The sequence below is a fragment of the Micromonospora sp. NBC_01412 genome (assembly GCF_045040215.1).
Taxonomy (GTDB): Bacteria; Actinomycetota; Actinomycetes; order Mycobacteriales; family Micromonosporaceae; genus Micromonospora; species Micromonospora rubida.
This window is the reverse complement of record NZ_CP109528.1, coordinates 3076399-3092788: the sequence shown is the minus strand read 5'-3', so window position 1 is coordinate 3092788 and position 16390 is coordinate 3076399. Positions and strand designations below refer to the sequence as shown.

Genomic DNA, 16390 nt, shown 5'->3' with positions numbered 1-16390 from the left:
CGGTCCGGTGCCGGCGCTCACCGTACCGGTGATCGCCGACGGCCGGCTGCCCCCGCCCCCGTCCGCCGGAACTTGACCCTCGACCGGGTTGAGCCCCGAGGGTCCGCCGCATGCCCCGTACTGCCCCGGCCGCCCCCGCCGCCCCCCGCCACGCCCCGCCGTGCCCCGGCCGGTCGGCCCCGGTCGGCCTCGGTCGCGACTACCGGCTGCTCTGGTCCGCCGCCGTCTCCTCCCGATTCGGCGACAGCCTGCATACCCCCGCCCTGGCCCTGCTGGCCGCCCCCGGGCGATGGCCGTGATGACCGTCGCCGGGCAGCTCCCGCCGCTGCTGTTCGGCCCCCACTCCCACTCCCACCCCACTCCCCGCGATCTTGCACTTTGTGCCCGAACGAATCCGGCGAAAAGCCCCAGAGTGCGGGCCACAACTGCAAGATCGCGGAGGACAGGCGGGGCGTGACGCGGGAGGAGGGCGCGGGCGGGCGGTGTGGCGGGGGGCGAGGGGGGCGGTGGGGGTGTGGGGACGCGACGCTGTGGCGGCTGACCGTGGCGACCGCCGGGAGCAAGCTCGCGATCAGCGGGCTGATGGCGGTGCTGGTGCTCTACGCGCTCGACGTGCTGTGGGTGCCGCCGGCCGGGTACGGACTGTTCGCCGCGGCGGCGGTGCTCGGCGGCCTCGCCGGTGGACTGGGGGCGGGTCGGTTGGTGGCTCGGCTCGGCACGGTGCCCGCGTTCCGCGCCGTACTCGCCGCCCAGGCCGTCGCGCTGACCGGGCTGGCGCTCGCCCAGCACCCGGTGCCCGGCGGGCCGGTGTCTTCGTGTTCGTCACCGTCGCGTCGTGGCGGGCGCTGGGACCGGCCAAGCCGCAGCCACCCGCCACCGCCGAGCCGGCTGCAACCGCCCAGCCGCCCCGGTGCCGCTGAGCGCCGGTCACCGCTATGCGGCCTGTCATCGCCGAGGCCAGATGTTCGGCCCAGCGCTGCCCCGATTGGCCGACGCCCACCGGGCGCCGCAGCGGTGCCAGCCGCGCAGTGCTGGGTGGGGCAGCCGCGCAGTGCGGTCGGATCTCCGTGGCGGTGCCGGCCGGGGTCGGCCAACCTTTTCCGGGTCCCCGTGCGTCTGCCTGGTGACGCGGTATGCGCGACGCTGGCCGGAGGGAGGGCGAATGGCAGCGCCGACGATCGACGACGGGCGGGACGGTTACGTCACCTTCGTCGAGTGCCACCAGCACCGGCTGCTGCGCGCGGCCTACCTGGTCTGCGGCAACCGGCACCAGGCCGAGGACCTGCTCCAGGAGGCGTTGCTGAAGCTGGCCCTGCGCTGGCCCGCCGTGCGGCGTGGCGACCCGGCCGCCTACGTGCGGGCGATCCTCTACCGCGACACCGTCTCCTGGTGGCGCCGTCGCCGCCGGGAGTGGCTGAGCGCGTACCCGCCGGAGCGGCCAACGGCCGAGGGCGACGGGGCACTGCGGCTCGCGCTGCGCGACGCGCTCGGCCACCTGCCGCCCCGGCAGCGCGCCGTGCTGGTGCTGCGCTACTTCGAGGACCTCACCGAGGCGGCCACCGCCGAGGCGCTCGGCGTCACGGTCGGGACCGTGAAGAGCCAGTGCCACGCAGCGCTGCGCCGGCTCCGCGAGGTAGCGCCGGAGCTTGGTCACGACGAGGGACGGCCCGGCAACGGCCTGGTCACCGGGATGGAGGTGAACCCGTGAGGGAAGAGGAAGTGCACCGGCTGCTCACCGTCGCCGCCGAGGACGTCCGCCCGGCGCACGCCGCGGCAGCCGGCTGGGAGCGGGCCCGCCGGGTGCGTCGCGCCCGCCGTGCCGCCGGTGCCGCCGCGCTCGCGGTTGTCCTGCTCACCGGGGGTACGGCGCTGGCCCTGCGCCCCGCTGACCCGCCGCCACCGGCAACCACCGCGACACCGGACCGGAGCCCGGTCCCGCACCCCGTGTCCGTGCAGACGATCCCGGCCGACCTGGCCTATCCCGGGCGCCCCCTGGGCCGCCTCGGCGACCCGGTCGGCGCGACGCTCTCGGCCCGGCCGGTCCGCAGGGCGTTGGCGCTCTACCAGCCGATCGACCCGGAGACCGCCGTCGAGGGGCGGATCCGGGTGCTCGGCGACGACGGCCTCGTCCGGGACCTCGACGTGGTCACTCCCGCCCCGACCCGCGACGCCGGAGGCAACGAGGCGGTGCCGCTGAAGAGCGGGAGCCTCTCCCCGGACGGGCGGACCGCCGCCTTCGCCCAGACCGACGAGGTGATCGTGGTCGACCTGACCACCGCCGCCGTGCGCCGCCACCCGCTCAGGGGCTATCTGGAGCACGTCCTCTGGTCCGGCAGCCGGCTGCTCGTCGGCGACGACGACACCACGTACGACATGGACCCGCACACCGGCACCAGCCGGAAGATCCCGGTGTCGCCGTGGGACGTCGTCGCGCCCGACCCGACGGCCCCGCCGAACGCCCTGCTCGAACTGGGCGGCACGCCGCCGAGCCTGACGCGGGTCCGCTGGAGCGGCGACGAGACGCACCGGGGCAGCGGCCCGGTCGACTTCCGCGCGCTGCCCCGCGGCCACCGGGTCGACGAGTTCTACGGGCGGGGCTGGCAGCGCGGCGAGCGGATGGCCCGGGCCGGCTGGATCACCACCGACACCATGGGCGGGCGGGAGGGCGTCGCGCTGCTGAACGCCGAAACCGGCGTGGTGACCCACCTGCTCGACCTGGGTCGGGACCGGTCGAAGGGCTGCTGCGAGGTGCTCGGCTGGGACCGGGACGGGGCGGTGCTGCTGCGCCACGCCCCGGGCGGACTGCTGCGCTGGCAGCCCGAGACCGGCGAGGTGACCGGCGTGGTCCAGGACCTGCACGGCGAGGTCTCCCTCGCCGCCGGCTGAGCGCGCCGGCCTGCCCCCGCGCCGCCGCGTCGGTCGGTCCCCGTACGGCCGCCCGTACTGTGGCCGCCACGACAGATGCCCTGGTCGAGGCGCTACGGCACCTATCAGGATCTTGCTCAGCTCGCTAGACCGCCCGGCTGGTCGCCCCGTACGACGGGGGCCCGGACCAGGTTGCCCCACTCGGTCCACGAGCCGTCGTAGTTGCGCACCTGCGGGTAGCCGAGCAGGTGACGCAGCACGAACCAGGTGTGGCTGGACCGTTCCCCGATCCGGCAGTACGCCACCACGTCGTCGGCCGGACTCAGCCCGAGCTGGTCGGCGTACAGGGCGCGCAGTTCGTCGGCGGACCTGAACGTGCCGTCGTCGTTCGCGGCGGACTTCCACGGCTTGTTCACCGCGCCCGGGATGTGCCCGCCGCGCAGCGCGCCCTCCTGCGGATAGTCCGGCATGTGCAGCATCTCGCCGGTGTACTCGCCGGGCGAGCGCACGTCGACCAGCGGCCGGCCGGCGGCCACGTGCGCCATCACCTGCTCCCGGTACGCCCGGATCGGCGCGTCGTTGCGCTGCGGCACCGGGTACTCGGCGCGGGGCCGGGTCACCCTGTCCCGGGTCAACTCGCGCCCCTCGGCGGCCCACTTCTGCCGGCCGCCGTCGAGCAGCCGCACGTCGGCGTGCCCGAAGAGCGAGAAGACCCAGAGCGCGTACGCGGCCCACCAGTTGAAGTTGTCGCCGTAGAAGACGACGGTGTCGTCGCGGCCGATGCCCTTGGCGGCACACAGCTCGGCGAAGCTCTTCGCGTCCAGGTAGTCCCGGGTCACCTGGTCGTTCAGCTCGGTGTGCCAGTCGACCTTCACGGCGCCCGGGATGTGCCCGGTGTCGTAGAGCAGCACGTCCTCGTCGGACTCGACCACCACCAGCCCTTCGTCGCCCAGGTGTTCGGCCAGCCACTCGGTGGTGACCAGCCGCTGCGGGTCGGCATACGACTGAAGGCGAGGGTCCGGATCACTCGGCACAGGCATGAGTCTCAAAGTACGCCGGTTCCCCGACGGGATGCCCCACATCGGAAGCAGACGATTATGGAGGGCCACACGGTGCGGGCGTGCGGGCGTGGGACGGTCAGGCGCGGCGGTGCACGAGCCGGCCGGCCACCACCGTGGCGAGGCAGGTCCCGTCGTCGGCGAAGACGGCCAGGTCGGCCCGGCCACCGACGTCCAGCGCGGGCGGTCGTACTCGGTCGAGGACCGCCACGTCGCCACGGACCGCCGCCGCCCGCAGGCCCGGGTCGGTGAGGTGCGCGGCCGGGACCGCCGCCGCCCCGGAGCGGAACAGCGCGTAAACCCGCTCGCGCGGGGTGGGGGCATCCGGCAGCGGCCCGTCGTGCACCAGCGCCGGCCCGAGGGTCCCGGCCCACCGCCGCAACCGCACCCCGGGGTACGCGGCCAGCAGCTCGTCCAGCGGCGCGACTGCCTCGATCCGGCTCCCGGCCACCAGCACGGCCCCGCCGGGCCCCGGCGGGTCGTCGAGGGTACGGCGCAGCAGCCGCGCGGCGTGCAGGGTGGGCATCAGTCGGCGAACGGGCCGAGTCGGGGCCGCTTCGCGGTGACCGTGTCCCCGGACGACCGGCCGGTCAGCCGGCGCTTGATCCACGGGGCCAGGTGCTGGCCCGCCCAACGGAGGTCGGCGGCGCGGGCGGCCAGCCAGGGCGTCGGCGCGGGGTGCGGCGGGACCATGAGCCACTCCTCGTCGCAGCCGATCCCGAGCGCGGTCAACACCTGCGCGGCGACCCGCCGGTGCCCGGCCGCCGACAGGTGCAGCCGGTCGGTGCTCCACAGCATCGGGTTGAGGAAGGTGTCGTCGGCGTACAGGTCGACAAGGATCGCGCCGTGCCGCTCGGCGGTCTCCCCGACGGCCTGGTTGAGCAGTTGGACCCGGGGGGCGACCAGGCGCTGGCCGGGCAGCCGGGCCATCACGTCGGCGAACCGGAACAGCACCACGTCCCCGCCGCCCGAGCGCAGTCGGCCGACCACGGCGTCGAAGCGGGCCGCCAGGGCGTCCGGGTCGAACGTGCGGCGCAGCACGTCGTTACCACCGGCCGCGAAGCTGATCAGGTTGGGCTTCATCGCCAGCGCGGCCGGCACCTGCTCGGCCACGACATTGGGGAAGAGCCGGCCCCGGATCGCCAGGTTCGCGTACCGGAAGTCGGGGCCGGCCTCCGCCGCGAGCCGGATGGCCACCAGGTCCGCCCAGCCGCGGTAGGTGCCGTCCGGGTACGCGTCGTCCATGCCCTCGGTGAAGCTGTCCCCCACCGCCACAAAACTGCGCCAGCGCAACGCGCCCTCCCGTACTCCTCGGATCGCCAAGCGACGATCAGTCTGGCACTGCCGTCGGGGCCCGGTGAACCGGACCGGGCCGACGTGTCCCACCTCCCAGGCCCAAATCACCGGTTGCAGGGCGGCGGATCGACCATCCCTCTCCGGTACGGCCCCCGGGCGACGAACCGCTCGAACAGCTCCCGTGGCATCGGGTCGGCGCTACCTGGCGCAGGTCCACCCGCCGCGGCCAGAGCGAGTGTGTCGAGGTGGCCGACAACCTGCCCGGCGTCGTCGTGCGGGGCCGCACGACGTCGAAAATGACGGTCGCCCCTCCCTCGCTGGCCGTACGCTGCGCTGATGCTGCTGCGCATGTCGACCCTGCTGCTCCGGACCCTGCGCGAGGACCCGGCGGACGCGGAGGTGCCGAGCCACCGGCTCCTGCTGCGCGCCGGCTACGTCCGCCGCGCCGCGCCGGGCGGCTACACGTGGCTGCCGCTGGGCAAGCTGGTGCTGGACCGGGTGACCGAGGTCGTCCGGCAGGAGATGACCGCGATCGGCGACCAGGAGGTGCACTTCCCGGCGCTGCTGCCGGCCGAGCCCTACCGCACCAGCGGCCGGTGGACGGAGTACGGCGACGACATCTTCACCCTGGCCGACCGCAAGGGCGCCGAGCACCTGCTCGCCCCGACCCACGAGGAGCTGGCCGCGCTGCTGGTGAAGGACCTGTTCACCTCATACCGGGACTTCCCGGTGACGCTGTTCCAGATCCAGACGAAGTTCCGCGACGAGGCCCGCCCCCGGGCCGGGCTGCTGCGCGGACGCGAGTTCCTCATGAAGGACGCGTACTCGTTCGACCTGGACGACGCGGGCCTCCAGGCAGCGTACGACCGGCACCGGGCGGCGTACCAGCGGATCTTCGACCGGCTCGGGCTCGACCACACGGTGGTCCGCGCGACGTCCGGGGCGATGGGTGGGTCGGCGTCGGAGGAGTTCCTGGCCGCCACCCCGGTCGGCGAGGACACCTTCGTCGGCTGCACCGCCTGCGCCCACGCCGCCAACACCGAGGCGGTCGTGACCCGGGCCCCGGCCGCCGGCGACCCGTCCGCGCATCCGGCGTCGGCCGTGCACGACACCCCGGAGACCCCGACCATCGCCGCGCTGGTCGAGCTGGCCAACGCCCGCCGGCTCGCCGACCGCGCCGACTGGACGGCCGCCGACACCCTGAAGAACGTCGTGCTGACCGTCCGCCGGCCGGGCACGGACGAGGCCGAGCTGCTGGTGATCGGCCTGCCCGGCGACCGCGAGGTGGATCTGAAGCGGGTGGCGGCGGCGCTCGCCCCGGCCACCGTGGCGGTCTTCGACGGCTGGGCCGACCACCCGGAGCTGGTACGCGGGTACATCGGCCCGCAGCTGCTCGGCAAGCTGGGGATCCGGTACCTCGTCGACCCCCGGGTGGGCGTCGGCAGCGCCTGGCTGACCGGCGCCAACGAGCCGGGCCGGCATGCCACCGACGTAAGCTGCGGCCGGGACTTCACCCCGGACGGCACGATCGAGGCGGCCGAGGTGCGCCCGGGCGACCCGTGCCCGGCCTGCGACGCCGGGACCCTCACCATGCGGCGGGGCATCGAGATCGGGCACATCTTCCAGCTCGGCCGCCGGTACACCGACGCGTTCGCCGTCAACGTGCTCGGCCCTGCCGGCAAGCCGGTCCGCCCCACCATGGGCTGCTACGGCATCGGGGTGTCCCGGGCGGTCGCCGTGATCGCCGAGCAGCACCACGACGACCGGGGGCTGGTCTGGCCGGCGGCGGTCGCGCCGTGCGACGTACACCTGGTGGCGGCAGGGAAGGGGCCGCAGCTCGACGCGGCGCTCGACCTCGGCGGTCGCCTCGCCGCCGCCGGGCTGCGGGTGCTGGTCGACGACCGCACCCACGTCTCGGCCGGGGTGAAGTTCACCGACGCCGAGCTGATCGGCGTCCCACGCGCCGTCGTGGTCGGCCGCCGCCTCGCCGACGGGTACGTCGAGCTGCGCGACCGGGCCACCGGCGAGCGGGCCGAGCTGCCGATGGAGGGGCTGGTCGACCGGCTGCGGGACGAGGCGCTGCGCGCCCGGGGGGAGCTGGTGTGGCAGCGACCGCAGGGAGAGATGGTGTAGTGACCGCCGCATTGGGTACCGGTCACCGAATCGACACAGGTTCGCATTCGGAGGCTCTCATGACCGGTTACCGGGTCAGCGACGTAATGACCAAGCAGGTGGTCTACCTGCCTGCGGAGACCACCCTGGACGAGGCCGCCAGGGTGATGAAGGAGGCGGACATCGGCGACGTGGTGGTCACCGACGGTGCCAGCCTCGCCGGCATGCTGACCGACCGCGACATCGTGGTCCGGGCGGTGGCCGAGCGCAGCGATCCGGCCAGCACCACCATCGGCTCGATCATCACCCGGGAGGTGGTGATGATCGAGCAGCATTCGACCGCCGGGGAGGCGGCCTCGCTGATGCGCGAGCGCGGCGTCCGCCGCATCCTCGTCTGCGACAGCGAGCGCAAGCTCGTCGGCATCGTCTCCCTCGGCGACCTTGCCATGCAGTTCGACCCCGCCTCCGCCCTCAGCGACATCAGCGAGCAGGCCCCTACCGGCTGAAAGGAAGGGTCCATTCTCAACGCCTCCGGTAGAGGAGGGCCCACTCTCGGCACCGGTAGCCTGACTGGATGCCCGAGATGCCGACCAAGCTGGCCGAAATCGTCGACGAGTTCGCCTCCGCACCCCGCGACGTGGTGCTGGAGATGCTGCTGGAGTACGCCGACGTCATCCCGCCGCTGCCCGAGGAACTGGCCGGCCGGGAGGGCATGGAACAGGTCCCCGAGTGTCAGACGGCGTTCTTCCTGCGCGCCGAGGTCGCGCCGAACGGCACGGTGACCACCTGGTTCGACTGCCCGCCGGAGGCGCCGACCACCCGCGCCTTCGCGGGCATCCTCGCCGAGGGGTTGGCCGGGCTGAGCGCCGAGGAGGTGCTCGCCGTGCCGGACGACCTCTACCAGCGGATGGGGCTGGCCCAGGTGATCAGCCCGCTGCGGGTCCGGGGCGGCACGGCGATCCTGGCCCGACTCAAGCGCCAGGTCCGGGAGCAGACCGCCGCCTGACGCCACGAACCTCGACCGACCGGGAACAGCCGCGCCGGTCGGCGGGTTGTCTCCGGTCATGGAGATCGAGATTTACGCCGACGTGGCCTGCCCCTGGTGCTACATCGGCAAGCGTCGACTGGAGCAGGCCCTGGAGTCGTACGACGGTGAGGTGACGGTCCGGTACCGGCCGTTCCAGCTCGACCCGTCGCCGGTGCCGACCCCGCAGCCACTCGTGGCGGGGCTGGCCGCGAAGTTCGGCAGCCAGGAACGCGTCGAGCAGATGTTCACCCACGTGACCGAAGTCGCGGCGGACGCGGGGCTGCGGCTGGACTTCGACCGGGCGGTCGCCGCCAACACCTTCGACGCCCACCGGCTCGTTTGGTACGCCACCCGGCGAGGGCTCGCCGCCGAGACCGTGGACGCCCTGTACCGGGCCCACTTCAGCGACGGCGTGGATGTCGGATCGCGTGCGGCGCTGGCCCGGCTCGCCGCCGGGGCAGGGCTCGACGAGGCCGAGGTGCGGGCCTTCCTCGACTCCGAAGAGGGGTCGTCGGAGGTCACCGCCGAGCTGGCCGCCGCGCGGGAGCTGGGCGTGACCAGCGTCCCGACGTTCGTGCTGGCCGGGAAGTACGCGGTCACGGGGGCTCAGGAGCCGCAGACCCTGCTGGCGGCCCTGGCCGAGGTGGAGCAGCGCGAGTCGGGCGCCCGCTGACCATCGAAGATCACGATGTTTCACGTGCAACAACATCGACAAAGTTGAGGCTCACGCCGGCTTGGCCAGGCCCTCCACCACCCGCGCCCCGGGCAACGCGCCGAGGGCCGGCCCCGGCAGCGCGATCTTGCTGTGCCGCACGCCCGAGCCGATGATGACGTGCGGGGCGGCGATCACCCGTGCGTCGACCAGGATCGGCCAGTCCTCGGGCAGCCCGATCGGGGTGATCCCGCCGTATTCCATCCCGGTCGCCTCGACCGCGTCGGCCATCGGGGCGAAGCTCGCCTTGCGCACGTCGAGCATCCGGCGGGCCATCCCGTTGACGTCCACGCGCGTCGTGGCGAGCACGACGCAGGCGGCGTACCGCACCTCGCCCTCGCGCCGGCCCGCGATCACCACGCAGTTCGCCGACACGTCCAACCCCACCTCGTACGCGGCGCAGAACGCGGCGGTGTCGGCGAGGTCCGCGTCGATCGGCGCCACCAGCACGTCGTCGACGTCCACCGGGGCGTCGGCGGCCCACTGCCCGATCGCGGCGGCCACCGGGGGCGCCAGCAGGTCCAGGCGGGTCCGGGCGGGCTCGGTCTTCAACGTCCCCATCACGGGTGGATCCTCGCACCCCGCCATCCCACGTGCTCGCGGAGGCCCGTCATGGATCGACCCGGCCCCGTGCCCGGGCCGACCCACCGGACCCGTTCCGCCCCGGTCGGAACGGGCGGCCGTCAGCCGTTGGCGACGAACGGGTTGTCCCGGACGAACGTCCGGTCCTCGGCGGCGGCGACCTCCTCGGCACGGAGCAGGTCGGGCCGGCGGGCCTCCAGGTCCTCGAAGGCGTGCCGGACGGCGATCCGGATCACCCCGTAGAGGAACACGAATCCGCAGACGTAAAGGGTCACGGTGGTGACGAGAACCAGCATGAGGTCACCGTAGGCAGCCGCCAAACGAGTGGACTTCTCATCTCCGGCCGGTTCCCCCGTACGTGTCGGCCAGGTGGTCGGCCCAGCTCCGGCTGCCTGCCGGGGTCGCCGAAGACGATCAGCCCGGGGAGCCGGGCCTGCCACCTCGGGGAGCACCGCGGCGGCGGAACGGCTCTGTCATCCGGCCGGCCCGGCCGGAGCCGGCACCACCCGGCCGGCGAGGAGGACGCCCAGCCCGGCCAGGACGGCGGCCAGCACGAGGACGGCGGTGTAGCTGCCCGGGCCCGGCGCCGACCCGACCGCGAGCACCGCGCCGGTCAGCGCCAGCACCGACGCCGCGAACAGCGAGTCGCCCAGTTGCAGGGAGGAACTGTTGCGCCCCTGCTCGCCGGGGGCCGACAGCTCCAGGGTGAGCACCGACAGCGACGGGTACAGCAGCCCCATTCCGAGCCCGGCGACGGCCCAGCCGAGCACGCCGACCGGTAACGGCACCGCCGGCCACACCGCGAGCGCCACCGTCGCCGTCCCGACGGCGATGCAGACCAGTCCGGCGCGCACGAGGGTGGCCGGCGAACCGGGCACGGGCAGCCGAGCCCGGCCCCCGCTCCCCGGGGCGCTGTCCGGCGCGGGCAGCCGGCCCTGTAACCAGGACCCGGCCGACCAGGAGAGCGCCCCGACGGTGAGCATCAGGCCCGCCTCGGTCGGCGACAGCCCGCGTTCCCGGGAGAGCATCAGCGGGATCACCACCTCCGCGCTGGCGAACGCGGCGGAGGCCAGACCGCGCAGCCCGATCACCATCGGCAGGCCCCGGCCGGCCCGCAGGAAGCCGGCCGGCAGCAGGCGCGGGGCACAGCACAGCAGGCCGGCGAGCGCCGCCGCCACCAGGCCGACCGCCGACGCGCCGCGCTGCTGCCCCCCGTAGTGCAGCAGCGCGGCGCTCACCCCCGCCCCGCAGGCCCAACCGACCCGGGCCGCCGCGCCCGCCGCCAGCCGGACCACGGGCGAGACAACGGCCCGCAGGCTCGGCTGGATGAGCAGCGCCGCCGGCACCGCCACCGCCGGCACCGCCAGGAAGACCCAGCGCCAGCCGAGGTGCTCGACGATCAGCCCGGCCAGCACCGGCCCGACCAGCGACGGTACGACCCAGGCCGCCGCGAACGCGGCGAAGATCCGCCGGTGCAGCGCCTCCGGGTACGCCCGCGCCACCACCACGTACAGCGCCACCGAGAGCAGGCCGGAGCCGAAGCCCTGCAGCAACCGACCCGCCACCAGCACGCTCATCGTCGACGCGGTGCCGGCGAGCAGGAGCCCGGCGACGAACCAGCCGACCCCGTGCCACACCGGTGCCCGGGGGCCTCGGGCGTCGCACCAGATTCCGGAGACCACCATGGCCACCACGCCGGAGGCGAAGGGGCCGCCGAACGCCAGCCCGTACCAGGACAGCCCGTCGAGGTCGCGGGCGACCGTGGGCATCGCGGTGCCGACGGCGAGCGCCTCGAACGCGATCAGCGAGACCAGGGCCACCACGCCCACCGTCATGGCCCGCAGGCGCGGGGCGAACAGGCGCTCCGGCGCGACCGGGCACGCGGCCGCGGCGGTCACCGGTGTCCGGCCGTACCGGACACCCGGACCGGGGCCCGCCTTGACGCATCCCGACGGCGCCATCCACCCACCGGCCGCCCCCGGCCGGCCTGCGGCCCGAACAGTTCCCACGACATGCGGCCAGCCTCCCCCTTGAACCCCGATTGAAGTCAAGCCAGCCGGCGGAAACTTCCCCGCCGACGGGGCATAACGGGCGTACGGACGGGAAGGCAGCCCGCCGGGACCGAGCGTGGGAGGCCAGATGGGGCGCGGCGGGGGCAACGGCGAAACCGGGAGGCCCGACCGGCCGATCTCCGGCCGTACCGCTCGATGACGTTGCTGGGCCGGATGGCCGGCCGCCTCCTACCGTCGGTGGCGGTGCCACACCTCGTCGGCGACGCGTCCCGGGCGGTGCCACAGCTGGTCGGTGTCGCGTCACGTACCGCCGGCGCCGCCACGGTCCGGCTGGCCCGGCTGACGGGCCTGACCCGACGCCGGGTCTGGTCCCGGCCCGGGCGGTACCACATCGAGGTGCACGGCGTCTGCCAGGACGGCGGCGACAGGCTGGCCCGGCAGGTGGAGCGGGAGCTCGAGCAGCTGCCCGGCGTGCGGTGGGCCAGGGTCAACGCCCCCTCCGGCCGGGTGGTGGTGGAGGTCGGGGAGCCGGAGCCGAGGTTGCGCGACCTGATCGCCACGGTCGCCCGCTGCGAACGCACCTGCGAGCACGAACCGGACCCCGACATCCCCCCGCCGCACCCGCCGGAGGAAGGGCCGCGCACGCCCCGCACCCTCGGCGCACTCGCCTCGGACGCGCTCGGCCTGACCCTGTCGGCGGCCACCCGGATCCTGCCGTTCACCCCGGTCCCCGCCGAGGTGGCCGGGGTGCTCGCCGCCGTCGACCTGCACCCGAAGCTGCACGCCCTGGCCGGTCGAGGGCTGCGCGCCGATCCCCGCGCCGAACTGCTCTTCCCGCTCGCCGAGGCGGTCGTCCAGGGACTGACCGGCGGCTGGACCGGGATCGTGCTGGACGGTACCCAGCGGATCGTGCGGTGGGGCGAGGCGCACGCCCAGCTCGTGGCCTGGACGAAGGCCGAGCCCCGGCTCACCGGCGACCCGGAACGGGCCGTCGCCCGGGCGCCCACGGCCGGGCGGCCGAACCCGAAGCCGGACGGACTCGTCGAGCGGTTCGCCGAACGGATGTTGGCAGCGGGGGCGGCGGCCGGCGCGGCGGCGGTTCCTGTGGTCGGCCGTAAACGGGCCGCCGCGGTGGCGCTGTCCAGCCTGCCCAAGGCCCCGGGCAGCGGCCGCGAGGGGTACGCGGCCCAGCTCGGCCGGATGCTCGCCCGGCGCGGCGTGATCGCCATGGACCGCAGCGTGCTGCGGGAACTGGACCGGATCGACACGGTGGTGCTGGACGCCGCAGTGCTCGGCTCGGACCGGGGTGTGCTGGCCGATCTGGCCCCGCTGTCCGGGGCGGACACCGGGCAGGTGGCGGCCCGCGCCTTCGCCCTCTTCGACCCTGCCGCTCCGGACCGGGTGTGGGAGGCGGACGGGTGGCGGCTCGGCCCGCTGGACGGGCTCGACGCCACCGACCCGGGCGACACCGACGACAGCCGGCGGATGCGGGCGGACGGGGGCACCCTGCTCGGCCTCGCCGAGGGGGACCGTCTCGCCGCCCTGCTCCGGGTGGAGCCCGAACCCGCCCCGGCCATGGCCGCGCTGCCGACCGCCTCCCGGCTGGCCGGCCTGCGCCTGGTGGTGGCCGGCGACGACGACGGCCGGTACGCCTTCGCGGACGCCGTGCTGCCCGGCGGCGCCCGGATCGCCGAGACCGTCCGCCGGTTGCAACGCGACGGCGCGGTGGTGATGCTGCTCTCCGCCGACCGGGCGGCGCTGGGCGCGGCCGACTGTGGGCTGGGGCTGGCCGGCCCGGAGGATCTGCCGCCCTGGGGCGCGCACCTGCTGGTCGGCACCGACCTGCGGATCGCCGCGCTGATCATCGAGGCGGCCGGGGTGGCCCGCCGAATGACCGAGCAGAACATCCGGCTGTCCATGGCCGGCACCGGCCTGGCCGCGCTGGGGGCGTTCACGGCCGATCCCCGACGGCTGCCGAGACGGTCGCTGAACACCGTCAACGGGACCGCCGCCCTGGCCTTCCTGCACGGGGTGTGGCGGGCGGGTCGGCTGCGGGACCGCGCCGACTCCCCGGTCCCGGCCGTGACCGCCTGGCACCTCATGCCGGCCGACGCCGTGCTCCGCCAGCTCGACACCGACGTCGACGGCCTGGACTCCGCCGAGGCGGAGCACCGCTCCGGTGGCGGGACCGGGGAGGGGACCGGCCCGTCCGGGCTGCTCCACGCCTTCGTCGACGAGTTGGCCAACCCGCTCACGCCGGTGCTCGCCGCCGGCGCGGTGCTCTCCGCGAGCTTCGGCTCGCTGGTCGACGCAGCCCTCGTCGGCGGGGTGGTGGCCGGATCGGCCCTGGTCGGGGCGGTGCACCAGCGCAACACCGAGCGGGCGCTGGCCGAGCTGCTGTCCCGCTCGGCGGTCACCGCCCGGGTCCGCCGGGACGGCGAGGAACGGCCGGTACCCGCCGACGACCTGGTCCCGGGGGATGTGATCGTGCTCGGGCCCGGCGATGCCGTACCGGCGGACTGCCGGATGCTGGCGACGGACGGCCTGGAGGCCGACGAGTCGTCGCTGACCGGCGAGTCGCTGCCGGTGGGGAAGACCGCCGACCCGGTGGTCGCCGCCGCCGTCGCGGACCGGCGCTCCATGCTGTACGAGGGCACCACGATCGCCACCGGTCACGGCACCGCCGTGGTGGTGGCCACCGGCGCGGGCACCGAGGCCGGGCGGAGCCTGGCGCTGGCCCGGCAGTCGCCCCCGGCCAGCGGGGTGGAGGCCCGGCTCGGCCGGCTGACGCGCTCGGCGATCCCGCTGGCCGCCGGCTCGGCGGTGGCGGTGGCCGGGGCGGGACTGCTGCGCGGCGTACCCCTGGCGGAGACGGCGGCGACCGCCGCGAACCTGGCCGTGGCGTCGGTGCCGGAGGGGCTTCCGTTCCTGGTCAGCGCCGCCCAGCTCGCCGCGGCCCGACGGCTGGCCGAGCACGGCGCGCTGGTCCGCAACCCGCGCACGATCGAGGCGCTGGGCCGCGTCGACGTGCTCTGCTTCGACAAGACCGGCACCCTCACCGAGGGCCAGTTGCTGCTCGCCGGCGTGGGCGACGGCGGCGGCACCCGGTACGCCCCGCCGAACCGGCTGGACGATCCGCTGCGGCTGACCCTGGCCGCCGCGCTGCGAGCCACCCCGGCCGGCGACCCGGACGAGCTGCCACAGCAGACCGACCGGGCGGTCCGCCGGGGGGCCGGGGCGGCGGGGGTCGACGAGCGGGCCGGCGCGGACGGCTGGCTGGCGGCGGGCGGCCTGCCTTTCGAGCCGTCCCGCGGCTACCACGCCACGGTCGGCAGAACCGGCGACGGCCTGCTGCTCAGCGTCAAGGGCGCGCCGGAGACCGTGGTGCCGCGGTGCGCCGACCGGCGTACCGCCGACGGTGGCGACGCACCGCTTGACGACGCCGGCCGGGACGAGCTGCACCGGATGCTCGCCGACCGGGCCGGTGCCGGGCACCGCATCCTGGCCGTCGCCGAGCGGCGGGTCGCCGGGGAGACGGTCACCGACGAGCAGGTCGACGACCTGGTCTTCGTCGGCTTCCTGGCGCTCGCCGACGGAGTACGCGAGTCGGCCGCGCCCGCCGTCCGCCGGATCCGACAGGCCGGGGTGCACACCATCATGATCACCGGTGACCATCCGGCGACCGCCTCTGCGATCGCGTCGACCATCAGCCCCGACCACGGCGAGCAGCGGGTGGCGACCGGCACGGAGCTGGACCGGCTCGACGACGACGCGCTCGCCGAGCGGCTCGCCCGCACCGACGTGGTGGCCCGCTGCACCCCCGCCCACAAGGTCCGGATCATTCAGGCGTTGCAGAAGTGCGGCCGGACCGTGGCGATGACCGGGGACGGGGCCAACGACGCCCCGGCGATCCGGCTGGCCGACGTCGGCATCGCCCTCGGCCAGCGCGGCACCCCCGCCGCGCGGGCCGCCGCCGACCTGGTGGTGACCGACGACCGGCTGGAGACGATCATCGCCACCCTGGTGGAGGGGCGGGCCATGTGGTCGTCGGTCCGGCACGCGCTGAGCATCCTGGTCGGCGGCAACCTCGGCGAGATCGCGTTCAGCGTGCTGAGCGCGGCCAGCACCGGCCGTTCGGCGCTCACCGGGCGGCAACTGCTCCTGGTCAACCTGCTCACCGACCTCGCGCCGGCGCTGGCCATCGCGGTCCGGCCGCCCGGCTCCGACCACGCCGACCACCTGCTGCGGGAGGGCCCGGACACCTCGCTCGGCGCGACCCTCAACCGGGAGATCGCGCTGCGCGCGGCATCCACCACGCTGGGCGCGACGGTGGGCTGGACGCTCGCCCGGTACACCGGACGGCAGCGCCGGGCCGGCACGGTCGCACTCGCCTCGCTGATCGGCACCCAGCTCGGGCAGACCGTGCTCGCCGGCGGGACCAGCCCGGCGGTGCTCGCCTCGACCGCCGCGTCGGTCGGGGCACTGGTCTTCGTGGTGCAGACCCCGGGGGTCAGCCAGTTCTTCGGCTGCACCCCGCTCGGGCCGGTCGGCTGGAGCATCGCCGCCGGCTCGGCGCTCGGCGCCACCCTGGCCAACGGCACCCTCACCCGCCTGCTCAACAGCGAGGAGGGTGCCCCGGCCGACACCGGAGGGGCGGACGTGCCCGGTGGCGAGAGTGCTCCCTCCGACAGGTGAGGACGGATGGCGCACGTGGCCGCCGGCCGGC

General features: G+C 75.2%; 14 protein-coding genes. 8 read left to right on the top strand and 6 right to left on the bottom strand.

The genetic code is table 11. The features are described from left to right. Window positions 1-110 precede the first annotated feature (110 nt). From OG617_RS14145 to OG617_RS14135, 3 genes are all read left to right on the top strand, one after another. Entirely contained in the window at window positions 111-299 is a 189-nt protein-coding gene (locus OG617_RS14145) for a hypothetical protein (RefSeq protein ID WP_405101998.1), read from the top strand. Window positions 300-1162: 863 nt separating this feature from the next. Continuing rightward, on the top strand, window positions 1163-1708 hold the full coding sequence (locus OG617_RS14140; RefSeq protein WP_405101996.1) for a SigE family RNA polymerase sigma factor: 546 nt from the start codon (window positions 1163-1165) through the stop codon (window positions 1706-1708). Continuing rightward, complete coding sequence (locus OG617_RS14135; RefSeq protein ID WP_405101994.1) at window positions 1705-2886, top strand: hypothetical protein; 1182 nt, start codon at window positions 1705-1707, stop codon at window positions 2884-2886. The genes OG617_RS14140 and OG617_RS14135 overlap by 4 nt, the downstream gene beginning before the upstream one ends. A gap of 116 nt (window positions 2887-3002) precedes the next feature. Here the strand turns inward: OG617_RS14135 and OG617_RS14130 are convergent, their stop codons facing one another. The 3 genes from OG617_RS14130 to OG617_RS14120 form a co-directional block, all read right to left on the bottom strand. Beyond that, window positions 3003-3905, bottom strand: a complete 903-nt coding sequence (locus OG617_RS14130) for a sulfurtransferase (protein WP_405101992.1) — start codon at window positions 3903-3905, stop codon at window positions 3003-3005. A gap of 97 nt (window positions 3906-4002) precedes the next feature. After that, a complete protein-coding gene (locus OG617_RS14125; protein ID WP_405101990.1) occupies window positions 4003-4449 on the bottom strand; it encodes an imidazolonepropionase-like domain-containing protein in 447 nt (148 codons plus the stop codon). Continuing rightward, window positions 4449-5216, bottom strand: a complete 768-nt coding sequence (locus OG617_RS14120; RefSeq protein WP_405103698.1) for an SGNH/GDSL hydrolase family protein — start codon at window positions 5214-5216, stop codon at window positions 4449-4451. Before OG617_RS14120 ends, OG617_RS14125 begins: the two co-directional genes overlap by 1 nt. A 339-nt stretch (window positions 5217-5555) precedes the next feature. Between OG617_RS14120 and OG617_RS14115 the strand changes: the two genes are divergently transcribed. The 4 genes from OG617_RS14115 (at window position 5556) to OG617_RS14100 (ending at window position 9031) form a co-directional block, all read left to right on the top strand. Then, on the top strand, window positions 5556-7352 hold the full coding sequence (locus OG617_RS14115) for a proline--tRNA ligase (RefSeq protein ID WP_405101988.1): 1797 nt from the start codon (window positions 5556-5558) through the stop codon (window positions 7350-7352). A gap of 59 nt (window positions 7353-7411) precedes the next feature. Then, window positions 7412-7837: a CBS domain-containing protein gene (locus tag OG617_RS14110; RefSeq protein WP_405101986.1), complete on the top strand. Its 426-nt coding sequence runs from the start codon at window positions 7412-7414 to the stop codon at window positions 7835-7837. Between the two features lie 68 nt (window positions 7838-7905). After that, the gene (locus OG617_RS14105; RefSeq protein WP_405101984.1) at window positions 7906-8337 is read left to right on the top strand and encodes a SufE family protein; all 432 of its coding nucleotides are present in this window, start codon (window positions 7906-7908) and stop codon (window positions 8335-8337) included. 58 nt (window positions 8338-8395) lie between these two features. Continuing rightward, window positions 8396-9031, top strand: a complete 636-nt coding sequence (locus tag OG617_RS14100) for a DsbA family protein (RefSeq protein ID WP_405101982.1) — start codon at window positions 8396-8398, stop codon at window positions 9029-9031. 51 nt (window positions 9032-9082) lie between these two features. Here the strand turns inward: OG617_RS14100 and OG617_RS14095 are convergent, their stop codons facing one another. The 3 genes from OG617_RS14095 to OG617_RS14085 form a co-directional block, all read right to left on the bottom strand. Beyond that, window positions 9083-9631, bottom strand: a complete 549-nt coding sequence (locus tag OG617_RS14095) for a YbaK/EbsC family protein (protein ID WP_405101980.1) — start codon at window positions 9629-9631, stop codon at window positions 9083-9085. Window positions 9632-9753: 122 nt separating this feature from the next. Further along, complete coding sequence (locus tag OG617_RS14090) at window positions 9754-9948, bottom strand: hypothetical protein (protein ID WP_405101978.1); 195 nt, start codon at window positions 9946-9948, stop codon at window positions 9754-9756. Between the two features lie 177 nt (window positions 9949-10125). Further along, window positions 10126-11550 (bottom strand): MFS transporter, encoded by a 1425-nt coding sequence (locus OG617_RS14085; RefSeq protein ID WP_405101976.1) that lies wholly within the window; start codon window positions 11548-11550, stop codon window positions 10126-10128. A 309-nt stretch (window positions 11551-11859) separates the two neighbouring features. Here OG617_RS14085 and OG617_RS14080 point away from each other — a divergent pair, with 309 nt between their 5' ends. Then, complete coding sequence (locus OG617_RS14080) at window positions 11860-16359, top strand: HAD-IC family P-type ATPase (RefSeq protein WP_405101974.1); 4500 nt, start codon at window positions 11860-11862, stop codon at window positions 16357-16359. Window positions 16360-16390 lie beyond the last annotated feature (31 nt).

Excerpts from the sequence above, each read along its gene's own strand:
- OG617_RS14145 (WP_405101998.1), top strand. The coding sequence starts at position 111 with ATGCCCCGTACTGCCCCGGCCGCCCCCGCCGCCCCCCGCCACGCCCCG.
- OG617_RS14140 (WP_405101996.1), top strand. The coding sequence starts at position 1,163 with ATGGCAGCGCCGACGATCGACGACGGGCGGGACGGTTACGTCACCTTC.
- OG617_RS14130 (WP_405101992.1), bottom strand. The coding sequence starts at position 3,905 with ATGCCTGTGCCGAGTGATCCGGACCCTCGCCTTCAGTCGTATGCCGAC.
- OG617_RS14125 (WP_405101990.1), bottom strand. The coding sequence starts at position 4,449 with ATGCCCACCCTGCACGCCGCGCGGCTGCTGCGCCGTACCCTCGACGAC.
- OG617_RS14115 (WP_405101988.1), top strand. The coding sequence starts at position 5,556 with ATGCTGCTGCGCATGTCGACCCTGCTGCTCCGGACCCTGCGCGAGGAC.
- OG617_RS14110 (WP_405101986.1), top strand. The coding sequence starts at position 7,412 with ATGACCGGTTACCGGGTCAGCGACGTAATGACCAAGCAGGTGGTCTAC.
- OG617_RS14105 (WP_405101984.1), top strand. The coding sequence starts at position 7,906 with ATGCCCGAGATGCCGACCAAGCTGGCCGAAATCGTCGACGAGTTCGCC.
- OG617_RS14100 (WP_405101982.1), top strand. The coding sequence starts at position 8,396 with ATGGAGATCGAGATTTACGCCGACGTGGCCTGCCCCTGGTGCTACATC.
- OG617_RS14095 (WP_405101980.1), bottom strand. The coding sequence starts at position 9,631 with ATGGGGACGTTGAAGACCGAGCCCGCCCGGACCCGCCTGGACCTGCTG.
- OG617_RS14090 (WP_405101978.1), bottom strand. The coding sequence starts at position 9,948 with ATGCTGGTTCTCGTCACCACCGTGACCCTTTACGTCTGCGGATTCGTG.
- OG617_RS14080 (WP_405101974.1), top strand. The coding sequence starts at position 11,860 with ATGACGTTGCTGGGCCGGATGGCCGGCCGCCTCCTACCGTCGGTGGCG.